Origin of the sequence: Candidatus Poriferisodalis sp. (genome assembly GCF_965203655.1) — a bacterium.
Classification (GTDB): domain Bacteria; phylum Actinomycetota; class Acidimicrobiia; order Acidimicrobiales; family Poriferisodalaceae; genus Poriferisodalis.
The window spans coordinates 575,094-596,649 of sequence record NZ_CBDBDD010000008.1; the positions used below are offsets into that span (position 1 = coordinate 575,094).

Here is a 21,556-nt window from a genome sequence, read left to right on the forward strand (position 1 = left end):
GGATGGCTCGGAGGTAGTCTGGTCTGCCACCCTGAGCGTCTTGCAAATCGACGCCCATTACACCGGCTGTAGTGACACCGTCATCGCTACCAGATGCTCTTTGCTACTTACGGACACCACGATCAGAATCGGGAGCACGACCCATAGGGTGACGGACATCACCACGGACAACCAAGCTTTGGCTATTTACGCTGAACCCAGCTTCCCAAGTCGGTTACACGGAACTTGGGAATTGACAGTGGCCGGAGACGAACAGCAAGGGACGCGAACGTACAAGGTAGAAATCGACGACCTCTATGGGCTCGACAATATTGCGGTTTTCAATAACTACCCATTGTTGCGAGCGGGCCAAACGGTAACCTTCACGCTGCGCAGGCCCTACGAGGAAGTAGTGGCCGAGCAAGCGCAGAATGGGGCCACCCGGTCGGCCAGCGCGTGCCCCGGAGCCGTAGACGCTGGCGCCCACTGGCATTGCCACGGCGACGCCGTCTACCACCAGCACGGGCCGGAGTGGAGCTACCGTCACCCGGCCCCGGGCCAAGCGGTGCGCACGACCCCGGACCCGAACCCGGTCGCCCCTGCTCCGGCGACTGAACCGTCAAGCGCGGCCGATAAGGCGAAAGGCTTCGGCGATTGGCATACGCACCCTGACGGCAGGTTCCACCGCCACGGGTAGGCGATTGGGCGCAGCCCGTTCGGCACCATCCCGTACAACGCCCCCCTCCCCCCCAAGAAATCCTGCACCGGTACGTCGCCATCAACCGGCTCGATGCCGTAGACCCCGCCGTCGCGGCCTTGGACGGCATCATCGACGACGTCCTGGCCTTCGGCGTGGCCGAGGTGCGTGCCGCCCGAGCACTGGTGGAGAACACCGCCGGCCTCTCGGCGCGTGGCGCCCTTCACGCAGCGGTGATGGCGAATGCGGGCGTGACACGCATCTTCAGCTTCGACAGCGGCTTCGACACTGTCAGAGGGTTGGAGCGGCTGCGCTAGCCCCGCACAACACTGCGGTTCAGCGTCAAACTGCCGAAGTCCCAAGTATCGAAGGGCGCGTCGTCATAGCTGAGACTCATTCGAATGTATGATTTGTATTGCATCAGTCATGTCGGGGCAAAAGGATAAAATATCATGCATCCTGCCGCCTACCTCACCGGCATCACGAACCGGGCGCGGTTGGGGCGAGCCGTCAGGCACCTTCGGAAAGAACGCGGGATGACACAGGAGCAGCTCGCGCGGGCATCGGGAGTGTCGCGCTTGTGTGTGCGCGACCTCGAGACGGGCAACCGATCGGTAGGCAGCACCAACGTCATCCGGATTCTCCGCTCGCTCGATCACGAACTGGTCATCCGGCCTCGGCGTGCCGCAGAGCCATCAGATCGCTCATGTGCGCACCTGGAGGATGCGGAGTGAGTGCCGAAGCGGTGGTGGTGCTGCACGGCCGAGTTGCGGGGCAGGTGTCCAAGACGAGGCGGCAAGGCGCCGTGCTGCGGTACGACGAATCGCACCTGGCGAGGTACGACCCGACGCCGCTCTCCCTCGCCTTCCCTCTGGACCGACGCGAGCACCGTGTGACGGACTGGCTTGACGGACTCCTGCCTCCCTCGCTTGATCTTCGCCAGTTCATCGGTCGGCAGTACGGCGCAGCCGGCCAGCATCCGGTGGACCTCCTGTGCACGCCCATCGGGATGGACTGCGCGGGGGCCGTCCAGTTCTACGCGCTCGGAGACGGCGACATCGGCAGGAACAGCGGCGCCGATCTTCTGTCAGAGCAAGACATCGAGCATGGGCTGCTCTCCTTGCGACGCGGCGCTGACGCATGGGCCGCCGCAATGGGCCGGCCGCTGTCGTTCAGCCTGTCGGGAGCGCAAACGAAGATCGCCCTGCGGCGGATGCCAGACGGGCGATGGGAACTCCCCTTCGGCGACGAGCCGTCAACGCACATCTTGAAGATCTCCAGCCCCGGCTGGACCGGCAACGACATCATCGAGCACATCTGCATGAGCGCCCTCAGCGCAGTCGGCATCGATGCCGCTGACACGGAGATCGTGGAATTCGGCTCGGCGAGAGCGATCTGTGTGACCAGGTTCGACAGAGAGCCCGGTGACGACGGCCGCCTGCGCCGAGTCCATCAAGAAGACCTGTGCCAAGCGGCAGGGGTGCCTTCCCACATGAGGCAGCAATGGGCCGGCGGCCCGTCGCCCGCCCGGATCGCCCGCATTCTCTGGGATGAGACCTACGACGGCGACAGATGCGTGCGGGCATTCCGGGATGCGCTGATCGCCAACTGGGTGCTGCTCGCCGGCGACGCTCACTCCAAGAACTACAGCCTCCGGCTGGAGGGCAGCGATGTGTCGCTGTGTCCGCTGTACGACGTTTGCAGCGAAGCGCCGTGGAAGAGCGAGGAAGAGCGCAGGTACATCCAGATGGCGATGAAGTGCGGCGACTCGTTCGACGCACGCGACATGGGCCGACAGGAGTGGGAAGCATGCGCCGAGTCGCTGCGGCTTCCCAAGCGCGAGACGATTGAACGAGCTGAAGAACTGTCCGAAGCGATCCCCAAAGCGGTCATCGACGCTGCTGCGTCCTTGCCGGCCCACCTCCGAGAAGTCGACGTCGTCGATGCCTTGCATGGCGTGATGACCGGCAGGACTGCGACATGCCAAGAGGTACTCGCCGGTGGCGCCGCACCCAGTCGGAGTCGTTAACAGCGGCCCGGCCGGTCGGCTAATGTGCGAGGCGACTCTCGCTCAGGAGGTGCACATGCCCGCCAGGACCGTACACAACGCTTCGGGGTTCGCAGCGGCGCCTGTGGCGCGCGGGCGCGCCGATTCTGCGGGGGGGGGGGGGTAGAGCACTAGCTCGCCGTGGCGTCCGCCTGCGCCTGGTCGCGCTGCTGCTGGCCGCGCTGGCTGCGGCGGTGTTGGCTGCATCGAGCCCGGCCGTCGCCCAGACCGTCCCCGATGGCGGGGAGGAAGCTTGGTCCGCCACGCTGACGGTCCAGACACGTGCAGACGGGGTTACGCGTGGCTGTGACAACAGCGGCGCCAATCGATGCGCTGCGCATTTGACTGACCCCACCTTCCAGATCGGGACCACGACCTACACGGTGGTATCGGTGACGGGCGGTACCAGCGCGTTGGTGATAACGACCAGGCCCGCCCTGCCGTGGGGTCGGGTCGCGGGCTGGCAACTGGCGATAAACAGAGGCCCATCTCGCGGGCTGAGCACGTACACGGCGCGCGCCGAGTCTAAGAGCATCATCGTGTCGGTGTCGGGTTACCCGTTCACGGCGGGCGAATCGGTGAAGCTCACGCTGTACAGGCCCTATGAGGACGTAGCGGCCGAGGACGCGCGGAAAGGGGCCAGCCGCTCGGGCGCGTGCGGCTCGCCAAACCTGGAAGGCCTATCGGCTGCCAAGCAAGCCGTTCAGGCAGAAAGCGCCGAGCAGGGCTTGTGGCATTGCCACGGCGACGGCGTCTATCACCGGCACCCGGATTGGCGCTACCGTCACCCGGCCCCCGGCCAAACGGTGCGCCCGACCCCGGACCCCAACCCCGTCCCGCCTCCTCCTGCGACTGCCCCGTCAGGCGCATATACGCAACAGAAAACGGGTGCTCCGGCTATCAAGACCGAAGGCTTCGGCAACTGGCACTCGCACCCTGACGGCAGGTTCCACCGCCACGGCTGAGCGATTGGGCGCAGCCCTTCCGGCGCCATCCCGTACAACCCCCTTTCGAAGCGTGCTTGGGAACCCGCTGGAACCACAATCCAATATTGCGCACCATTGACGTTAGTAATGAATGACGTTATGGTTGCCTCCGGTGAAGCGCTTCAGGAACAGCGACGCCGAGCGCCTCTTCGCCGGGCAGACGGTTCGACGATTGCCCATTGACATCCAACGGCGAGCCCGGATGAGGTTGCAGCGAGTGGTGGCGGCTGCGGCTCTCTCTGATCTTCGGGTACCGCCGTCCCACCGACTCGAAGCCCTCCGGGGCGATCGCAAGGGCCAATACAGCATCCGCATCAACGACCAGTGGCGCGTGTGCTTCGTCTGGACGGACCAAGGTGCCATGAACATCGAAGTCATCGACTACCACTGAGGAGAACACGTATGACTGCCACCGAGCCAATCCACCCCGGAGAACATCTGACGGAGATCATGGAGGAGTCGGGCATTACCCAGTACCGCCTGGCCAAGGCGGTGGGAGTTCCCCAGGTTCGCATCCATGACATCGTCCACTGCCGGAGGTCGATCACGGCGGATACGGCGCTGCGAATCGGCCGAGCCCTCGGCATGACTCCTGAGTTCTGGCTGAACCTTCAGCGCATATACGACTTGGATGTTGCTCGCGCCAAAACCGACGTGAGCGCCATCGAGCCCCTCATTGAAGTCGCCTGACACGACTGATGCATCGTGACCGAGGGCGTGTTCCACCAGGCGGTGACTGGCTGGCAGAAGCCGGCAGCGCGTCCGGCGATGTCGTGCGCGGCACTGTAGGCGACGATGGTTTGATGAGCGTCGGCTCGATGCCGCCGGACCCAAAGGCCGATGCGTCAGCGGCCGAACCTCACCGGCCCAGCCTCACCGGCCGGCGGGTCGAGCGTCCTCGCCTGCTTTGTGCTGCGGCGCGGCCGGTCGGCTAATGTGCGGCGCGACTCTCGCTCAGGAGGTGCACATGCCCGCCAGGACCGTACACAGCGCTTCGGGGTTCGCAGCGGCGTCTTTGGCGCGCGGGCGCGCCGATTCTGCGGGGGGGGGGGGGTAGAGCACTAGCTCGCCGTGGTGCCCGCCTGCGCCTGGTCGCGCTGCTGCTGGCCGCGCCGGTTGCCGCTGTCTTGGCCGCATCGAGCCCGGCCGTCGCCCAGACCCCGTACGGCGCGGAGGAAGTTTGGTCCGCCACGCTGACACCCCAGCGAGTAACAGGCGGGTCGTTCGGCTGCACTCAAAGCGGCACCACCAGATGCGCTGAGCACTTGACGACCCTCACCTTCAGAATCGGAAGCAGGACCTACAGGGTGCAATCAGCGGCCGCCGGTAACAGCGCGTTCCAAATTTGGACTATCCCCCCGCTGCCGCAGGATGCGGTCAAGGGCTGGCAGTTGGTAGTAAACAGAGGTCCAAACGGCGGGACGAGCAAGTACACGCTCCGAGAGGGGCAAGGCATTTGGGCGCAGGAGGGTAACGCCTGGTCGTCGGACCATACGGCAGAGATCACCCTGTACAGGCCCTACGAGGACATAGCGGCCGAGGACGCGCGGAAACCGGCCGGCCGCTCGGGCGCGTGCGGCTCGCCAAACCTGGAAGGCCTATCGGTTGCCAAGCAAGCCGTTCAGGCAGAAAGCGCCGAGAAGGGCTTGTGGCATTGCCACGGGGACGGCGTCTATCACCGGCATCCGGATTGGCGCTACCGTCACCCGGCGCCGGGCCAAGCGGTGCGCCCGACCGGGGACCCGGTCGCCCGGCCTCCGGCGACTGCCCCGTCAAGCGCGGCCGATAAGGCGAAGGGCTTCGGCGATTGGCACTCGCACCCTGACGGCAGGTTCCACCGCCACGCGGGCGGGCATTAGCCATGAGCGACCCGCCGCAGCCCTGTCCCTTGCGAGTGCGACTCGGGCGGGTTCTGCGGAGGCTGCGGCCACGCGGGATGCGGGGGCCGGAGATGGCCGGCGAGTAGATCGGGGCCACTCCGTCGTGATGCGGCGTCCGATGAGTGAGCGGCCCCGCGACACCGTCGCTGTGGCAGATCACCTCTGACGGCTTCGAACCCGCCGAATCCTGGGACTGCGTCTGAGTTCGTCACGCACTGCCGGTTTGCTGCTTCGGCGACAACTGCCTCGTGCGTCTGTGCCGCCTACAGTGCCGCGCGTTGCTGTACAGGTTCGATCAAGGGGGAGTGGCAGTGGCCGACGACAAGGACGCGTGGCTGGCAGCCACCGTTGAACAGCCGATCGACGCCGACGAGGAGATCGTCGATCCGCATCATCACCTGTGGGACTTTCCGGCAGGCACGTACCTAGTGCCCGAACTGCACGAAGACACGGGCGCTGGCCACAACGTCACCCAGACCGTGTTCGTGGAGTGCGCTGCGGGCTACTACACGAGCGGGCCTGAGCACATGCGCCCGGTGGGCGAGACGGAGTTCGTGCGCGAGCAGGCGGCGATCTCTGCTGAAGCCGACGGCGCGACCATCTCGGCCATCGTCAGCTTCGCCGACCTGACGCTGGGCAATGCCGTCGAGGAGGTGCTGGCGGCGCACGACGAGGCCGGCGAGGGGCTCTTCCGCGGCATCCGCCACGCCAATGCCTGGGACGGCAGCGACCAGATCCGCGAGAGCCACACCAAGCCGCCGCCCGAGCTGCTCGCCGACCCGGACTTCCGGGCCGGCTACGCGACGCTGGGCCGGATGGGCTTCAGCTTCGACGGCTGGATGTTCCACACCCAGGTCAGCGAACTGGTCGACCTCGCGCACGCCGTGCCCGACACGCCCGTCGTGCTCGACCACCTCGGCGGCCCGCTCGGCATCGGCCCCTATGCGGATCGCCGGGATGAGGTGCGCGCCGCCCTCCGCCCGGCGCTCGAAGCGCTCGCCCGCCACCCGCAGGTCACCGTCAAGGTCGGCGGGATCGGCATGAGCATCTATGGCGTGGGCTTCAAGCGGCTGCCGCAGGCGCCGTCGTCGGAGCACGTCGCGGCCACCTGGAGCGACGACATCCGCCACTGCATCGAGACCTTCGGCCCTGACCGGGCCATGTTCGAGAGCAACTTCCCGGTCGACAAGCAGGGCTGCTCGTACACCGTGCTGTTCAACGCCTTCCAGCGCATCTGCGATCAAGCGGGCTACACCGCCGCCGAGCGTGCCGACCTGTTCGCCGGCACAGCGCGCCGCTTCTACCGAGTCGACCCGCCCGCATAGCGCTGACCGACGAGCCCGTCTGTGCGCCGCCGGCCAAACCGCCCGCTCAGCTGCACACCGGCTGATTGGCGTTGATGCCCCATAAATAGGGGTGCAACGCCCCCATATATAGGCCATCATGCCCCCAAGTTGTGGGGCATCTGCTTAGGCTGGTGCCATGGGGAGCGACCATGCACCGCCGTTGGCAGGGCGGCCGGCCGGCGGGCCGGACCCGGGCGCATACCTGCCGAGGGTGGTGGACAGCGAGATGAGCGACGCCCTGCGCGCTTCGCCGGCGGTGCTGATCGAGGGGCCGAGGGCGTGCGGCAAAACGTGGACAGGCCGCCGGTTCGCGGCCGGCGAAGTGCTGATCGACGCTTCGGTCCGGGCGCGGCTGGCAGCCAGCCTCGATGCAGCAGTGCTGCTGGACGGGCCGCCGCCGCTGCTGCTCGACGAGTGGCAGCTCGCGCCCGACATATGGAACCCGATGCGACGCGCCTGCGACGACCGGGGGCGTCCCGGCCAGTTCATCCTCACCGGCTCTGCGGACCCGCCAGATGACGTCACACGGCACTCAGGAGCGGGGCGGGTGCTGAGAGTCCGCATGCGTCCCATGAGCCTGTTCGAGTCGGGCGAGTCTGACGGCGGCGTGTCTCTGGAAGCGCTGTTCGGGCCGGGGCGGTGCGCGGCCCCGGACTCGGGCCGTCACCTGGGAGACATCATGGCGCTCGTCTGCCGGGGCGGATGGCCCGCTCTGGTGAACAGCGACGCCGACCCAGCCTCGGCGTTGCGCGTGCTGAGGGGATACCTCGACGAGATCAGCCGCACCGACGTGTCCCGGGTGGACGGCGTGGCCCGCAATCCCGCTGGGGTTCGCAGGCTGCTGGAGTCGGTGGCTCGCAACGTCGCGACCGAGGCAAGCTTCGCCACATTGGCATCGGACACCGCCGGCGACGATCCCACGGTCGACCGCAAGACGGTCTCGTCGTACATGGCTGCCCTGGCACGCTTGTACGTGGCAGAGGACCTTCCCGCCTGGAGGCCCCACATCACCTCGCGCTCAGCATTGCGCAAGGCGCCCAAGCGCCACTTTGCCGACCCTTCCCTCGCTGCGGCTGCGCTCGGACTCATGCCCGAAGCAGTGATGTCGGATCTCAAGTGCGCGGGGCTGCTGTTCGAGTCGCTGGTCGTGCGCGATCTGCGGGTGTACGGCCAGGCCGCCGGCTGCGAGGTGTCGCACTACCGAGACAGCGACGGGCTCGAGGTGGACGCCATCGTCCGGCGCGCCGACGGCCGCTGGATCGCGGTGGAGATCAAACTCGGCGGCGAGGCCGCCGTCGAGGGGGCCGTTCGAACACTGAAGCGGCTGCGAGACCGCGTCGACGCGGAGCGCACCGGTGAGCCCGCCCGGCTCGTGGTGGTGACCGCGGGGGGCTATTCCTACGAGCATCCCGAGGGAGTGTCGGTGGTCTCGATCACCGCTCTCGGCCCATGACAGGCGCCGCGGACGCGGTCACGGCCTCGGTGAGAATCGTCGGCATTGCCGACTTGACGCTGGGCAATGCCGCGCAAGAGGCACCGGCGCACACCGGGGAGCTGGGCTGTGTCTCGCCGGAGCGGGGCTAACGCAGGCGTTCCAGCCCTGCGACAGCGTCGAAGCCGCTGTCGAAGCTGAAGATTCGCTTCACGCCCGCGTTCGCCATCACCGCTGCATGAAGGGCGTCACGCGCTGAGAGGCCGGCGGTGTTCTCCACCAGTGCACGGGCAGCACGCACCTCGGCCACGCCGAAGGCCAGGACGTCGTCGATGATGCCGTCGAGGGCCGCGAAGGCGGGGTCTATGGCATCGAGCCGGTCGATGGCGACGTACCGGTGGAGGATTTCTTGGTACACCTCGACGTCGGTGACCAGTGCTTCGCCGGATTGCACCAGGCGTGTGAGCATGGCGACTGTCCGGTCCTTGTTCGGGTGCGCCGCGCCGACGAGATACATCGGGATGTTGGAGTCCACAAAGATCATGGGGTGCCACGACCGGCATCGATGTCGCGCAGCATGTCGTCGATGTCTGCCGTCGGGAACTCGTGGTTCGACGCTGCGGCCACGGCTCGCAGCTTCATGCCGATCGCATCAGCCGATGGGTGCTGATCGCTTCGAGCCTCGCGCATCGCCTGACGAACCCACTCTGCGACCGTCAGTCGAGACGCTCGTGCGGCCCCTTGGATCTCTGCGTATTCGTCCTCGGGCACCAGAACTTGCAGTCGCTTCGACACAACGATGAGTATATCCGACTACCAACGGACGAGATTTGACTCATGCCGATGCTGACGCGAATCGACACTGAGGTTCCTTGGGCGGTGCGCCGTGGGGTCATGAGGACTTGTCGATGTTGAACGTGAATCCCGACGGTCGGGCTACGCCGCCGCCTCTACGGCGTCGACCCGCCCGTGAGTGCTGACCGATGAGCCTGGCGTTCAATCGCCGCGCCGCTAATCTCGGGGAGTGAGAGACTGACAGTAAGGCGCATTCTGATGTCGGAAGTGTCGTCGTGGCAGCTGCGGACCCAGCGGCCGCTGTACACGATCGCCGAGGCGGCCCAGATTGTCGATGTCCCCGCCTCGACCATGGGTACATGGGTGAAGGGCTATCGCCGCCGACCTCGCGACGGTCGCCCGGTCATCGGCGAACCGATCATCACATCGTTGAAGGCAGGTTCGCGTGGAACGCCCTCGATCCCGTTCATCGGGACTGCTGAAGCGCTCGTCGTCGCTGCCGTTCGCCGTCGGGGTGTGCCACTGCAACGGGTGCGACCTGCGCTGGAGACACTCATCCAGGAGCTCGGGGTCGAATACGCCTTGGCGTCGCGGAGGCTCTACACCGACGGTGCTGAGATTCTCTTCGACTACGGCGATCGATTCTGCGACACCGAGGTGGGTCATGCGGCTATGGAGCTCGTGGTCGTCAGGAATGGCCAAGGGGTGTTCGCAGAGGTCATCTCCGACTACCTCGAGCGCATCGACTATGCGACCGATGGGTTTGCCGAGCGGATTCGCATTCCGCCTTTCGAAAGCGGCGTGATCGTTGCTGACCCGAAGCGGGCTGCCGGTGCGCCGATCTTCGCCCGCGGCGGTGCCCGCGTCATCGACGCCATGAGCCTGCTTGATGCGGGCGAATCGGCGCGAACGGTGAGCGAGGAATACGGGATGCCTGAAGAGCATCTCTGGGATTTCCTGCGTGTCACATCCAGCTGGGCTGCCTGACATCTTCTTGGACCGAAGCCTGGGGCGCAAGGGTGTCCCGGATCGGCTTCGCTCTGCCGGACTGCGCGTGGTCACGCTGGCCGAGCATTACGGCGTGCCCGCTGACGAAGACGTGGCAGATGAGACTTGGCTCGAACTCGTGGCACAACGCGACTGGATCGCCTTCATGAAGGACAGGCGGGTTCGCACACGCGAGGGATGGGCCGTCAATCTGCACGGTGTTCGCTGCTTCTGCCTGCATCCGTCCCAGGGCTTGAAGGTGCAGGCGATGGCAGATCGCTTTCTCGACAACTTGGCCGCTATTCGTGCAGCATGCATTCGACCGGGGCCGTTCTTCTACCACGTGCAGGCCAACGGAATTCGCCTGCAGCGGCTCCCGATGTAGCTGCTCAGGAGCCGCGCAGCGGGCTAGGTCAGGCCGATCCCTTCGTGGGGCAGGGTGGCCCACTGGGTCTCGTCGTGCCCGTACAGCAGGTGGCAGCCACCCTCGTCGCGCAGTGACTTGAGGTGACGCATCGACTCGAGCTGCATGTCGTGGTCGTAGCCGAAGGGCGGCAACAGCATCCGGTCGAGCACGTCCTGCCAGTAGATGCAGTCGCCGGTGAGCACCACCGGACCGCTGTCGAGCTCCACCCGCAGTGACTGGTGGCCTGCGGTGTGGCCCGGCGTGGGAATGCACGTGACCGAGCCGTCACCGAACACGTCGTGCTCGCCTTCGATGAGCAAGAGATCATGCCCGAGGTCGAAATCCTCGGGCTTGTACACCTCGTACTCGATGAGCTTGGGGTGATGCCCCGACTCCCACTCGGCCCGCTGGCAGATCAGCCGCGCATTGGGCAGCAGCTCGGTGCCGCCGCAGTGATCGAAGTGCAGGTGGCTGAAGATGACGAACGTCAGCTCGGCCGGATCCACGTCGACGCTCTCGAGCCGGGCCGATACCTCGTCTTCCGCGGAGTAGTCCGCTGTGAATTGCTTGGCCAGCCGCGGGTAGCGCGCGCCCACGCCTTCCTGCACCTGGGGGTGCATGCCCGTGTCGAACACCAGCGTCTGGCCGCTGGGGTGGCGCACCAGCCAGCTCGGGATGGGCAGCCGCACGTTGCCGGGCGCATCCTTGATCACCGACGCGGTGGGAGTGGACAGCCAGCCGCACTCAAGCGGGACGAGTGAGAGGCTCATCAGGCTCAGTACCTCCTGCGCGCCCTGTCCGGCGCCGTATCTCCTGCGCGCCTTATCAGGCGCCGAAGCCCTTGCCCATGGGGCGGTGATCGGGGAAGTCGGGATCACGGCGCTCCATCTGGGCCTGGAAGGCCTCGCCCATGTCGTCGGTGTCGAACATCGCCGCGTTCCACGTGGCGATGTACTCCAGCCCGTCGGCCACCGAGTGATCGCGGCTGAAGTTCATCGACTGCTTGGTGCCCCAGATCGCCATCGGGCTCTTCGCGGCAATCTGTGCCGCAATGTCGCCGACCGCTTCCATCATCGAGTCGTGGTCGTCGTAGACGGCGTTCACAAAGCCGCGGTCGAGCGCCTCTTCAGCATCCATACGACGGCCGGTAAAGGCCAGTTCGCGCACCACGCCCTCAGGCACCAGCTTGGGCATGCGCTGCAGCGTTCCCACATCGGCGGTCATGCCGATGTTGATCTCCTGGATCGTGAAGAACGCGTCCTGTGTGGCGTAGCGCAGGTCGCAGGCCGACACCATGTCGACGCCGCCGCCGACGCATGCGCCCTGGATGGCCGCGATGACCGGCAGCCGGCTCTGCTCGAGGGCATTGAAGGTCTGCTGCGCGCGCAGTGCTGTGTTGCGGATCTGCGCACGTGTCCGGCTGCTCTGCCCGCCGCCCACGCCGCTGGTCGGCTCACCGAAGTCGCCGAACACGGAGAGGTCCATGCCCGAGCTGAAGTGCCTGCCGATCGCCGACAGCACGACGACCCTGGCGTCGGACCCAGAGGTGATCCCTTCGGTGATCTCGGGCAGTTCCTTCCAGAACTCCAGGATCATCGAGTTGGCCTTCTCGGGCCGCTTCAAGACCAAGTGGGCGACGTGATCGCGCACTTCCACGTCGAAGCAGGTGTACTCGGACTCGCTCATCGTTCATTCCCCTCGTCGCAGGACTGTCCGCTCGTAAGACAGTCCGCCATAGTCAAGCGCAACGGCGGTCTCGCCGGGCGAGCTGGCATCGGGCCGGCTGCGGGCTGCCTGCGTGACAGCAGCGAGCCCGGCGCTACTGTCGCCCGCGATGCCCGCCGAGCCTGCCAGTGAGCCCGCCGCCGAGCCGCCTGCTGCGACTGCCGCCGACGTAGCTGCCGAAGCGCCGCTTGCCGGCATCCGCGTCGTCGAGATGACGATGTACGTGCAAGGGCCCACGAGCGGGCTCACCCTGGCCTCCCTCGGTGCCGATGTCATCAAGATCGAACAGGTCGGCCAGGCCGATTACATGCGCAACTTCACGAGCCTGTTCGGGGTGACCTTCGACGAGCGAGGCCAGGAGTGGCTCTACGGCTCGGTGAACCGCAACAAGCGATCCTTGGTGCTCGATGTCGCATCGGAGGCGGGACGCCCCGTCTTCGAGCGCCTGATCGGCCAAGCCGATGCGTTCATCTCGAACATGCGAGCCGACGGCCTCGAGCGCTTCGGGGCCGACCCCGACACGCTGCTCGGGATCAACCCCCGGCTGGTGTACTGCCGGGGCGGGGGATTCGGGATGCGGGGCGAACTGGCCGACGACATGTGCCAGGACACGGTGGGCATGGCTCACGCCGGGTTCATGGACGCAATCTCGGATTCGGATGTGCCGACGTACCCGCCGGGTGCGCTGAGCGACATCCTGACCGGCACCAACATGGCCTCGGGCGTGATGGCCGGCCTGATCAAGCGAGCGGGCACGGGCCGAGGCTGCGTGGTGGGCACGTCGCAGACGCAGGCGCTGCTGTGGCTCACCAGCCAAGCCGTGGGTGTTGCCGCGAATGTCGGCCAGCGCATGGATCGCTTCGACGTCTCGGGAGCGTGGAACCCCCTGTTCACGGTGTACGAGACCGCCGACGGCTGGATCGCGATCGCCGCCCTGCAGGACCCGCAATGGCAAGGGCTGGCCCGCGCTGTCGGCATCGAATCGTGGCTCGACGATCCCCGATTCGCCACCTTCGAGGACCTAGTGGCCAACCGTGACGAATTCACCCCGCTGTTCGCCGAACACATGCGGTCCGATACGACGGACCGGTGGTGGCGGGCCATCCGGGGCTCCGGTGCATGGGTGTCGCCGGTGAACCGCGTCGAAGACGTCGCCCGCAACGAAGACATCCTGGCCAACGAGTACCTCGTGACCTTCGACGACGGCTTCATCGGCCCGCCGTCCATGTTCGACGTCGACGAGTTCCGCGGCATGCGAGGCAGCACCGCTGACTACGGCGAGCACACCGACGAGATCTTGGCCGAGCTCGGCTACGACGACGAGCAGATCCTCGAGCTCAAGATCGCCAACGCCGTCTGGTAGCGCCCGCCCACCGACGGCAGGCGCCGCGACCGAGTTGCCGCTGCGCGCTCGGCAGGAACAGGTTGCACTTGCCGGCTCAGGGTGCCGCCCGCACAGGCGTTGCGGTGCGTTCTATGGAAAGAGGGCGGGTTCGCGTGACAGGCCGGGTTTGGGGGACGGTGCGATGCCGAGGCGCACCGCGTCTTCCGAAGACCCGCTATGCGCAGCCGCTCTGGGTCGCTGTGTTTGGGGTGTGCCGTGCGGTGGTGGGTGTGCCCTAGAGTGCTGTGGCCGATGGGCTGGCTGCGTGCGTTCGCGGTCGGCTCACGAGAGCTCACCAAGAAATTCGAGAAATTCGGAGATTGCAATGAAGCTTCTGGGAAGGCCTATTGCCGGGGGGGGGGGGGCAGGCTAGCCCTTCCCGTTGTGTCGGCGGGATTCGCCGGCGCATAGCTGCGGTGGCTGCGGTCGCAGCGCTGTCGCTGGTGCCGACAGCGTCAGCCGGTGCTGCCGAGCCGGTCGAGTCGCCGCCCGAGCCGCCTACCGGGCTGCTGGTGGACGCTGCAGGCGACGGCATCACCGTGAGTTGGCAGGCAGCCACGACCGGCACCACGCCGACCGGCTACAAGGTGCGCGTCAACCCTGACTGCGGCGCGCGCAAGACCAAGACCGTTGCCGCGGACACGCTCACGGTGACGTTCGGCAGGGTCAAGCACTGCGACACCTACAAGGTGTGGGTCAAGGCCCAGCACAGCGCAGGCAGCAGCGACAAGCTCGCGACGACATGGCAGCGGCCCCAAGCCCAAGGACTGGACGTCGAGCCGGTCACGGAAGCCGGCCCAGCCGACCAGCCGGTGCTGATGCGCTGCTCCTCGCCGTCAGAATCCGGCTGCGTGCCCATCGCCGACGCGAGCAACGATCCAGACCTTGCTGAGGTGCTGCGCTGCTTCCAGAACCCGAGCGACTGCGAGTACGCCGAGGAAAGCGGCAACCACGGCGACGGCTGCTATGCGATTGTGCTCAATCGACACACCCACTTTCGTGCCTCAAGCAGCAACACCGGAGGCTGGTACCGCACCCCGTGTTTCGGGTCTGAGGAATACAGGCGACTGTACGATGCCTCGGTACGCGCTGGCTCACGGACTCAAGCGATCAAGTGGTACCCCAACTACCCACCCGACCCCATCTGCGTGGACGCCGGTGAAGGCGGTCGCGTTTATCATCCACAGACAGGCAAGCAAGTCTCGCTCTGGCGGTTCTACAACTGCCGTCCCCAATAGAACGCTGACGGCTTCGCCGGGCTGTTCCTCGATCCACGGGGAGCGGCCCGGCGTTGTCGCGTTCGCGCGAGACTCGCGCCATGAGACGGTTGATGCATCTCGCCGTCGCGCGGTGAGGGAATCGATGCAGCTAGGGGCCGAGGGCGGTGACGGGTATGACCGCGACGCCGTCGCGTCGCCGGTAGCCGTTTCCGACCGCGGTGATGACGGCGAGTGCATCCGGTGATCCTGCAGAGGCCGTATCTACCGTGTTACGCAGCTTGAGCAAGGTCCGCGCCGCGTGCGCAATTGCGGACTCTCCTCCCAGCTTGATCTCGATGGCCAGCCACGATCCGTCTCGCCGTTCGACAATTGCGTCCACCTCAAGACCGTTGCTGTCGCGGTAGTGCGCAAGCTGACCACCGAACGCCTGCGCATAGACCCGAAGATCCCGAATCACGAGCGATTCGAACAGCAAACCGAAAGTCTCGAGATCGCCGAGCAGTTGCGCCGGGCCGGCATCGAGGGCCGCTGCGGCAAGCGATGGGTCGGCCAAGTGACGCTTCGGTGTCTGTCGCAGACTTGCCCTTGAGCGCAAGGCTGTGGACCACGCCGGAAGGTCCTCGGTGACATACACGCGAGCGAGCGCGTCGAGGTATGCCGCCACGGTCCGCGGGTCGAGCGGCATCTCGCCGCCGACATCGGTCGCGAGCGTGCGCTGGGAGACCTCACTGGCGGTGTTGCGCGCCAAGGACCGCAGCAGGCGCCTGAGACGGACCGGGCTGCGGGATGCGCCGAGCTGCGGGATGTCGGCACGGCAGACTTCGTCGAGATAGGACGTCGCGTATGCCTGCGCAGCCACGACGTCGAGGCCGATGCTCGCCGGCCATCCTCCCCGGCACGCTGTCTCCACCAAATCTGCCAAGTTGACCGGTGATTGCTCGACATACCCGACTGGGCTCTCAAAAAGGCTGTTGAGGCCGACTTCTCCAGTCGACAATCCCGTCTCGAACAGCGACATCGGGCGCATGCGAACCCGCTTGATGCGACCGGCCCCAGTGTGGCGGGTGACGTCGTCGGCCGGAACTGCGGAACCGGTCAAGATGAAGCGCCCAGGTCGCCGACCGTCGTCGGCCGCGGCCCGCATCTGATTCCAGATCTCGGGTGCGAGCTGCCACTCGTCGAGCAGACGTGGCTCTGGGCCGGTGAGCAGCCCCACCGGATCCACGTCGGCCGCAATTCGAGCCCCCGCATTCCCAGCGAAGAGGACCTCGCTGCGAGCGTGCTCACGTCCTGTCGAGGTCTTGCCGCATGCGCGAGGGCCGTCAAGTACGACAGCAGGCAGTGCGCGCAGCGCCGACTCGATCTCTGCATCGACGACGCGCCGGACGTATCCCGTCGTCGGAGCATCGAGCCCGGTGTCGGTCACAAGATCGATTGTACTCAACGAAGACAAACTGATACATCATTTATGGCCAGCACAATGCATCAAAAAGGGAGTGTCGGATACACTGTTTGGGGACCAGGCATCCGAGCCGGCAAGGGCGAGCGGGCTTCGATGCAGACATTCAGCTGCTTGCATTGCGAGGGCCGGCTCGCCCTGCTGGCCGTCGAAGGAATAGCTGCGTTTGGGATGTGCCGCGCGGCCGTGTGCGTCTTGTAGCTTGTGGCGACCGGTGGGCCGGCTGCGTGCGTTAGCGGGCGGCCCACGAGAGTTCACGAACAAATCGGAGATCGTAATGAAGCTTCTGGGAAGGCCTATTGCCGGGGGGGGGGGGGCAGGCTAGCCCTTCCCGTTGTGTCGGCGTGATTCGCCGACGCATAGCCGCAGTGGCTGCGGTGGCGGCGCTGTTGCTGTTGCTGGCGCCTGCGTCAGTCGGTGCTCAGCAACCGGTTGAGCTGCCGCCCGCGCCGCCTACCGGGCTGCAGGTGGACGCGGCCGGGGACAGCCTCACCGTGAGTTGGCAGACAGCCGCGACCGGCAGCACCCCGACTCGCTACAACGTCAAGGTGAAGCCCGACTGCGGCCAGCCCATGCGCGAGACCGTCCCCGCAGACACGCTGACGGCGACGTTCCGCGAGGTCAAGCACTGCGACACCTACACGGTGTGGGTCCGCGCCCGCAACAGCGCAGGCACGAGCGGCAAGCTGACGACGACATGGCAGCGGCCCCAGCCGCAAGCACAGCCCCACCAGCCGCAGCCGCCGCAGCCGCAGCCGCAGCCGCAGCCGCAGTTTGAGGTCGAGGAAGTCCGAGAGCCGCAGCCAGCACAGCAGCAGTTCGAGGTCGAGGCGTACGAGGAGCCAGAAGCGCAGCCGCAGCAGCCGCAGCAGATCGAGGAAGTCGAGCAGCCGCGGCCGCAGCAGTTGGAGGTCGAGGAAGTCGAGGAGCCGGAGGCCCAGCCGCAGCAGTTGGAGGTCGAGGAGATCGAGGAACCCGCGAAACCTGCGATCCCGGAAGTCGAACCCGATCAGCCTGAGGCCCAGCCCCAGCAAGACAACACCCAGCGCAGCGGCCAACCCTGCCAAGACGAACAGTTTGCGGGGACCTACACAATCGTCGTCCCCGCGCACTTGGTCCCCAAAACCCCCGAGAACCCGAATCCCGTCGGCCACTGCATCGTCTCGGGCAACGGCGACGGTACCCACGACGTCTACTGCTTCTAGAACGCTGACGGCTTCGCCGGGCTGTTCGGCGATCCACGGGGAGCGGCCCGGCGTTGCTGTCGGGCGGCGTTGCAGCGAGCTGTTCGCCAGGGTGGGTGAGCGCAGGCGCTAGAGCATCACGCCGAACAGCAGCGCGGCTAGGCCGCACAGCAGCGACATACCCGCCCCGGCACCCCGCTTGGCCACGTTGTCGCCGGCATTCTGACGCACCAGCGCAACGAGCAAATTGTCAACGAGAAGCGTAAATTTGTTATACTATTTTGTATGACATACGAGGTTGTCGTTCTCTCTACGCCCGGGAGCGTTCGCCGTTGCGTGCGCTATCTGCGCCGGCACCGTGGCTGGAACCAGGCCCAGTTGGCAGAGGCCGTGGGACGATCCCAGCAGTGGGTCTCCAAGTTCGAAAGCGGGCGCTGCGAAGCGTCTCTGGGCGATGTGATGGCCGCCTTGTCCGCACTCGGCGCCGGCATCGCTGTGCGACCAGCCGAAGCCCATCGAGGAACGGTTGAGCATGGCTAGAGCGACACGAGATCTCTATGTGTTCTTGTACGGCGAGGCAGTCGGAAGCCTCGTGCAATTGCGGCGCGGGGCCGTGCATCTCCATTACGAAGCCCACCTCAGCCCGGCTGCTACGCCGCTGTCGCTGTCGCTGCCGATTGACCCGCGAGAGAGGTACGACGTCTCCGACTGGATAGACGGACTGCTGCCGGAGAATCCGCGAACGCGAACGCGGTGGGCGCGGGAGCTGGGTGCAGCGTCGACAGCACCGTTTGACCTGCTGTGCACCCAAGCGGGACTCGAGTGCGCCGGGGCGGTGCAGTTCTATCCGCAACCGGACCTGCCTGACCCGCAGATGGAAACCTTGGCACAGCTCACCGACGCCGATCTGGCGTCGCTCTTGCGTCTCATTTCGCGAGACGCCGAAGGCGACCCGGCAGCAGGGATGGGCGAACTTCGGCTGTCTCTGCCGGGCGCTCAGCCCAAGATGGCGTTGAGGTACAGCGACGACGGGTGGCATCTGCCCACCGGCTCGCTTGCTACCACCCACATTGTGAAGCCGCAGCGCGGGCATCTCAACCCGGCGCTGCGGGACTCGATCGCGGTGAACGAGCATCTGTGCCAGGCAGCGGCTTCGGCGTTGGGACTGGACGCGGCACGCACATCGCTGGAAGCGTTCGAAGACGAGATATGCCTGGTAGCGGAGCGCTTTGACCGGGCGGCACACCGAGACGAGGTGCGTCGCTCCCATTTTGAGGATCTGTGTCAGGCGCTGGGGATCGCTTCAGATCTGAAGTACCAAGAAGATGGCGGTCCCACCCCCGAGGCCATTATTGACATGCTGGAGCACGAGACAAGCCGCGACGGGGCGCGCCAGTTCTTTCTGTCGGTGTTCTACAACTGGCTGATCGGCAACACCGACGGCCACTCCAAGAACTACGGCCTGCTGTTCGACGGGCCACGCCCTCGGCTGGCCCCCCTCTACGACTTGAACTCGCTGACCCCGTACGTGGGCGCCGACGGCGAGCCGAGGCCCCCAGCAATGCGCTTCGACGGGCCGACTCCCACCACATCGCAGGAGTGGGAGCGAACTGCCGCACGGCTCGGGATAGACATCACCGCCGACGCGCTCTGGGGCATGGCCGAAGCGCTGCCCGATGCATTCACAGACGCAGCGGCGCAGTGTCCCGAATGGGCATCTGAGACCGCTCACCGCCTCTGTGAGAGCGTCGTGCGGGGCGATCGGAGGTCGGTGCTGTGAACAGCAGCCACCAGGTGGCATCGGCCGCGGGCGTCGGTGCGCTGGTACGCCGACAACGGCGTGCGGCGGCGATGACCCAACAGCAGCTCGCCGACCGGATCGGCGCCACACGGCAGTGGGTGATCCGGCTTGAGCAGGGCCGCCATGGCACAGCGATGAACACCGCGCTGATCGCATTGGAGGAGCTGGGGCTGGAAATGGTCGCACAGCTCGACCTCCGTTCCCCGCAGTAGGCGGGTGCCTTTGATCATGTACTCGTGATTGCCGCCCGGCCGCGGCCCGACCGTGCCGAGGTGAACCTGTCGAAGTTTGCCGCGAGCTTCGTCAGATGTGGCACCGAAGGCCGATGCATCCTTGAACTGTGGGTTGAGATTCCCGCAATCTGCGGCCCAATTGATTGGCAAAGTGCGGGTTGAGATTCTGATAATCTGCGGTGTCCTGTCAATTTCAAGGCATTGAAATATGCTTCCTTGCAAAATGGACGGCACACTCACACCAGTCGGCTACCGAACGCGTATCGCTGAGCGCGCGGTCGGCGAAGCACTGTCGTACATGCCGACGGTCGTGATCGAAGGACCCAGAGGCTGCGGCAAGACGTGGCTTGCCCGCCACTTCGCCCGCAGCGAAGTGCTGTTCGACCAGGACATCGATGCCCGCACCTCGGTATCGGTCGCACCGGGACGAATCCTTCGAGGCGAAGAGCCTCGCCTGCTCGACGAATGGCAACTCGCCCCCGAGGTCTGGAACCAGGTGCGCCACGCCAGCGACGAAGGGCGCGGCAACGGAAGGTTCATTCTGACCGGGTCCGCGAGCCCCCCCGATGATGCGACCAGGCACTCTGGCGCGGGCCGCATCTCGCGAGTGCGGCTGCGCCCCATGTCGCTGCTGGAGACGGGCGAGTCCACCGGCGAGGTGTCGCTCCGAAGCCTGTTTGCCGGCGAATCGGTTGCAGTAGCTCGGCCGGATGCGTCTTTGGAGGACATCGTCGATGCCGTCTGCCGCGGCGGATGGCCTCGGCTGCGGGGCGAATCCGTGCGAACCAGCCAGATGTTCCTGAATGATTACCTCGACGAGATCTGCCGGACCGACATCGCCGCAGTCGACGGAGTGGCCCGCGACCCCATCAGAGTGCGACGGCTGCTGGAGTCCTTGGGGCGCAATGTGGCCACGACCGCAGCATTCGCGACCTTGGCAAGAGACATCGATGGCGAGACGGGCGTAGACCGAGAAACCGTCTCTGCGTATGTGAGGGCACTGGAGCGACTGTTCGTCGTCGAGGACGTGCGTCACTGGTCCGTTCACCTGCGATCGAAGGCGAGGTTGAGGAAGTCAGCCAAGCGGCACTTCGTCGATCCGTCGCTGGCAGCGGCGGCCGTTGGCGCCACGCCCGACCGGTTGCTCAAGGAGCTGGCGACGCTCGGGTTCCTGTTCGAGTCTTTGGTGGTACGCGATCTGCGCATCTACGGCCAGGGCAGCGATGCCGCCGTGTACCACTACCGCGACAGCCACGATCTGGAGGCTGACGCCATCATCGAGACCCGGGACCGGCGATGGATTGCCGTCGAAGTCAAGCTCGGCGGCCAAGAGTGGATCGAAGAGGCCGCCGGGTCCCTGCTGCGGCTCAAGAACAAGGTCGACACCGAACGTGTCGGGGAGCCGTCCAAGCTGCTCATCATCACCGCCGCCGGCTACGGCTACGACCGCCCCGACGGCACCACCGTGGTCCCGATAACCGCGCTCGCCCCATGACCGCCGGCGAAGCCTGAGCCGAAGGAACCCTCGGAGACCCTCTGCACTGTCGCTGAACACCCCGACGGTCCGATGCCGAGGCGCACTGGGGTCTTGCCGGCTTGAATCACGCCGGGTTTGGTAGAGACTTTTTTGTTGAGTCGCAGCCGTCTTGGCTGTGACGTGTTGACGGTAGCAGCCGGTTTCGTGGTCTGCGGGGGTGGTGTAGGCGTAGCGGCCTTTGAGCAGCTGGCTGTGGCTGCGCCGGGCTGTTCCTCGACCCACGGGGAGCGGCCCGCCGATGCTGCATGGCGGTGTTGCAGCGAGCGGTTCGCCAGGGCGGGTGAGCGCTGGCTTGTGGCAGGAGTCGGTTGGTGCATCTCCCCGTCGGGCGGTGAGGGAATCGATGCAGCTAGCAGCCCGAAAGTAATGCACTGTGTAATGCGATTCGTTAGACTCAATATATGACGCAATTGGTAGCACGGATCGACGACAGCCTGCTCGCTCAGCTTGACGAGCTC

General features: G+C 66.0%; 23 protein-coding genes. 18 read left to right on the forward strand and 5 right to left on the reverse strand.

The window, feature by feature from the left end:
• Positions 1–795 precede the first annotated feature (795 nt).
• The 9 genes from ACOGW9_RS11250 to ACOGW9_RS11290 all read left to right on the forward strand — a co-directional run bounded on the left by ACOGW9_RS11250 (position 796) and on the right by ACOGW9_RS11290 (position 8,519).
• Positions 796–993, forward strand: coding sequence for a hypothetical protein (locus ACOGW9_RS11250; protein ID WP_419911269.1), 198 nt, complete (start codon positions 796–798; stop codon positions 991–993).
• Between the two features lie 135 nt (positions 994–1,128).
• The gene (locus tag ACOGW9_RS11255) at positions 1,129–1,410 is read left to right on the forward strand and encodes a helix-turn-helix domain-containing protein (protein ID WP_419911271.1); all 282 of its coding nucleotides are present in this window, start codon (positions 1,129–1,131) and stop codon (positions 1,408–1,410) included.
• Positions 1,407–2,705 (forward strand): HipA domain-containing protein, encoded by a 1,299-nt coding sequence (locus ACOGW9_RS11260; protein ID WP_419911273.1) that lies wholly within the window; start codon positions 1,407–1,409, stop codon positions 2,703–2,705. Before ACOGW9_RS11255 ends, ACOGW9_RS11260 begins: the two co-directional genes overlap by 4 nt.
• 359 nt (positions 2,706–3,064) lie before the next feature.
• Positions 3,065–3,688, forward strand: a complete 624-nt coding sequence (locus tag ACOGW9_RS11265; RefSeq protein ID WP_419911275.1) for a hypothetical protein — start codon at positions 3,065–3,067, stop codon at positions 3,686–3,688.
• A gap of 112 nt (positions 3,689–3,800) precedes the next feature.
• Entirely contained in the window at positions 3,801–4,100 is a 300-nt protein-coding gene (locus tag ACOGW9_RS11270; protein ID WP_419853910.1) for a type II toxin-antitoxin system RelE/ParE family toxin, read from the forward strand.
• 11 nt (positions 4,101–4,111) lie between these two features.
• On the forward strand, positions 4,112–4,399 hold the full coding sequence (locus ACOGW9_RS11275) for a HigA family addiction module antitoxin (RefSeq protein WP_419853909.1): 288 nt from the start codon (positions 4,112–4,114) through the stop codon (positions 4,397–4,399).
• A 1,501-nt stretch (positions 4,400–5,900) separates the two neighbouring features.
• On the forward strand, positions 5,901–6,914 hold the full coding sequence (locus ACOGW9_RS11280; protein WP_419911278.1) for an amidohydrolase family protein: 1,014 nt from the start codon (positions 5,901–5,903) through the stop codon (positions 6,912–6,914).
• Between the two features lie 157 nt (positions 6,915–7,071).
• Positions 7,072–8,388 (forward strand): ATP-binding protein, encoded by a 1,317-nt coding sequence (locus ACOGW9_RS11285; RefSeq protein ID WP_419853907.1) that lies wholly within the window; start codon positions 7,072–7,074, stop codon positions 8,386–8,388.
• Positions 8,385–8,519, forward strand: a complete 135-nt coding sequence (locus ACOGW9_RS11290; protein WP_419853906.1) for a hypothetical protein — start codon at positions 8,385–8,387, stop codon at positions 8,517–8,519. Before ACOGW9_RS11285 ends, ACOGW9_RS11290 begins: the two co-directional genes overlap by 4 nt.
• Here the strand turns inward: ACOGW9_RS11290 and ACOGW9_RS11295 are convergent.
• Together ACOGW9_RS11295 and ACOGW9_RS11300 are read right to left on the reverse strand one after the other, a co-directional pair.
• Complete coding sequence (locus ACOGW9_RS11295) at positions 8,516–8,911, reverse strand: type II toxin-antitoxin system VapC family toxin (protein ID WP_419853905.1); 396 nt, start codon at positions 8,909–8,911, stop codon at positions 8,516–8,518. The genes ACOGW9_RS11290 and ACOGW9_RS11295 overlap by 4 nt on opposite strands.
• Positions 8,908–9,162 carry an antitoxin gene (locus ACOGW9_RS11300; protein WP_419853904.1) on the reverse strand — a complete coding sequence of 85 codons (255 nt, stop codon included), beginning with the start codon at positions 9,160–9,162 and terminating at the stop codon, positions 8,908–8,910. The genes ACOGW9_RS11295 and ACOGW9_RS11300 overlap by 4 nt, the downstream gene beginning before the upstream one ends.
• Before the next feature lie 258 nt (positions 9,163–9,420).
• Between ACOGW9_RS11300 and ACOGW9_RS11305 the strand changes: the two genes are divergently transcribed.
• Both ACOGW9_RS11305 and ACOGW9_RS11310 read left to right on the forward strand, forming a co-directional pair.
• Complete coding sequence (locus tag ACOGW9_RS11305; RefSeq protein WP_419853903.1) at positions 9,421–10,149, forward strand: DUF433 domain-containing protein; 729 nt, start codon at positions 9,421–9,423, stop codon at positions 10,147–10,149.
• The gene (locus ACOGW9_RS11310; RefSeq protein WP_419853902.1) at positions 10,124–10,534 is read left to right on the forward strand and encodes a hypothetical protein; all 411 of its coding nucleotides are present in this window, start codon (positions 10,124–10,126) and stop codon (positions 10,532–10,534) included. Before ACOGW9_RS11305 ends, ACOGW9_RS11310 begins: the two co-directional genes overlap by 26 nt.
• 23 nt (positions 10,535–10,557) lie before the next feature.
• On the opposite strand, the gene ACOGW9_RS11315 is transcribed toward ACOGW9_RS11310, so the two are convergent.
• On the reverse strand, positions 10,558–11,325 hold the full coding sequence (locus tag ACOGW9_RS11315) for an N-acyl homoserine lactonase family protein (RefSeq protein WP_419853901.1): 768 nt from the start codon (positions 11,323–11,325) through the stop codon (positions 10,558–10,560).
• A 55-nt stretch (positions 11,326–11,380) separates the two neighbouring features.
• On the reverse strand, positions 11,381–12,241 hold the full coding sequence (locus ACOGW9_RS11320) for a crotonase/enoyl-CoA hydratase family protein (protein ID WP_419853900.1): 861 nt from the start codon (positions 12,239–12,241) through the stop codon (positions 11,381–11,383).
• A gap of 148 nt (positions 12,242–12,389) precedes the next feature.
• Here ACOGW9_RS11320 and ACOGW9_RS11325 point away from each other — a divergent pair, with 148 nt between their 5' ends.
• Positions 12,390–13,643, forward strand: a complete 1,254-nt coding sequence (locus ACOGW9_RS11325) for a CaiB/BaiF CoA transferase family protein (RefSeq protein WP_419911282.1) — start codon at positions 12,390–12,392, stop codon at positions 13,641–13,643.
• Positions 13,644–14,080: 437 nt separating this feature from the next.
• Positions 14,081–14,902: a fibronectin type III domain-containing protein gene (locus ACOGW9_RS11330; RefSeq protein ID WP_419853898.1), complete on the forward strand. Its 822-nt coding sequence runs from the start codon at positions 14,081–14,083 to the stop codon at positions 14,900–14,902.
• 130 nt (positions 14,903–15,032) lie between these two features.
• On the opposite strand, the gene ACOGW9_RS11335 is transcribed toward ACOGW9_RS11330, so the two are convergent.
• Positions 15,033–16,310: an ATP-binding protein gene (locus ACOGW9_RS11335; protein ID WP_419853897.1), complete on the reverse strand. Its 1,278-nt coding sequence runs from the start codon at positions 16,308–16,310 to the stop codon at positions 15,033–15,035.
• A 410-nt stretch (positions 16,311–16,720) separates the two neighbouring features.
• Here ACOGW9_RS11335 and ACOGW9_RS11340 point away from each other — a divergent pair, with 410 nt between their 5' ends.
• The 5 genes from ACOGW9_RS11340 (at position 16,721) to ACOGW9_RS11360 (ending at position 21,056) form a co-directional block, all read left to right on the forward strand.
• Complete coding sequence (locus tag ACOGW9_RS11340) at positions 16,721–17,548, forward strand: fibronectin type III domain-containing protein (RefSeq protein WP_419911304.1); 828 nt, start codon at positions 16,721–16,723, stop codon at positions 17,546–17,548.
• 264 nt (positions 17,549–17,812) lie between these two features.
• Positions 17,813–18,067 (forward strand): helix-turn-helix domain-containing protein, encoded by a 255-nt coding sequence (locus ACOGW9_RS11345; protein ID WP_419853895.1) that lies wholly within the window; start codon positions 17,813–17,815, stop codon positions 18,065–18,067.
• Positions 18,060–19,307, forward strand: coding sequence for a HipA domain-containing protein (locus tag ACOGW9_RS11350; RefSeq protein ID WP_419853894.1), 1,248 nt, complete (start codon positions 18,060–18,062; stop codon positions 19,305–19,307). Before ACOGW9_RS11345 ends, ACOGW9_RS11350 begins: the two co-directional genes overlap by 8 nt.
• A gap of 14 nt (positions 19,308–19,321) precedes the next feature.
• Positions 19,322–19,540 (forward strand): helix-turn-helix transcriptional regulator, encoded by a 219-nt coding sequence (locus tag ACOGW9_RS11355; RefSeq protein ID WP_419853893.1) that lies wholly within the window; start codon positions 19,322–19,324, stop codon positions 19,538–19,540.
• Between the two features lie 244 nt (positions 19,541–19,784).
• Positions 19,785–21,056 (forward strand): ATP-binding protein, encoded by a 1,272-nt coding sequence (locus ACOGW9_RS11360; protein WP_419853892.1) that lies wholly within the window; start codon positions 19,785–19,787, stop codon positions 21,054–21,056.
• The last annotated feature ends 500 nt before the right edge of the window (positions 21,057–21,556 follow it).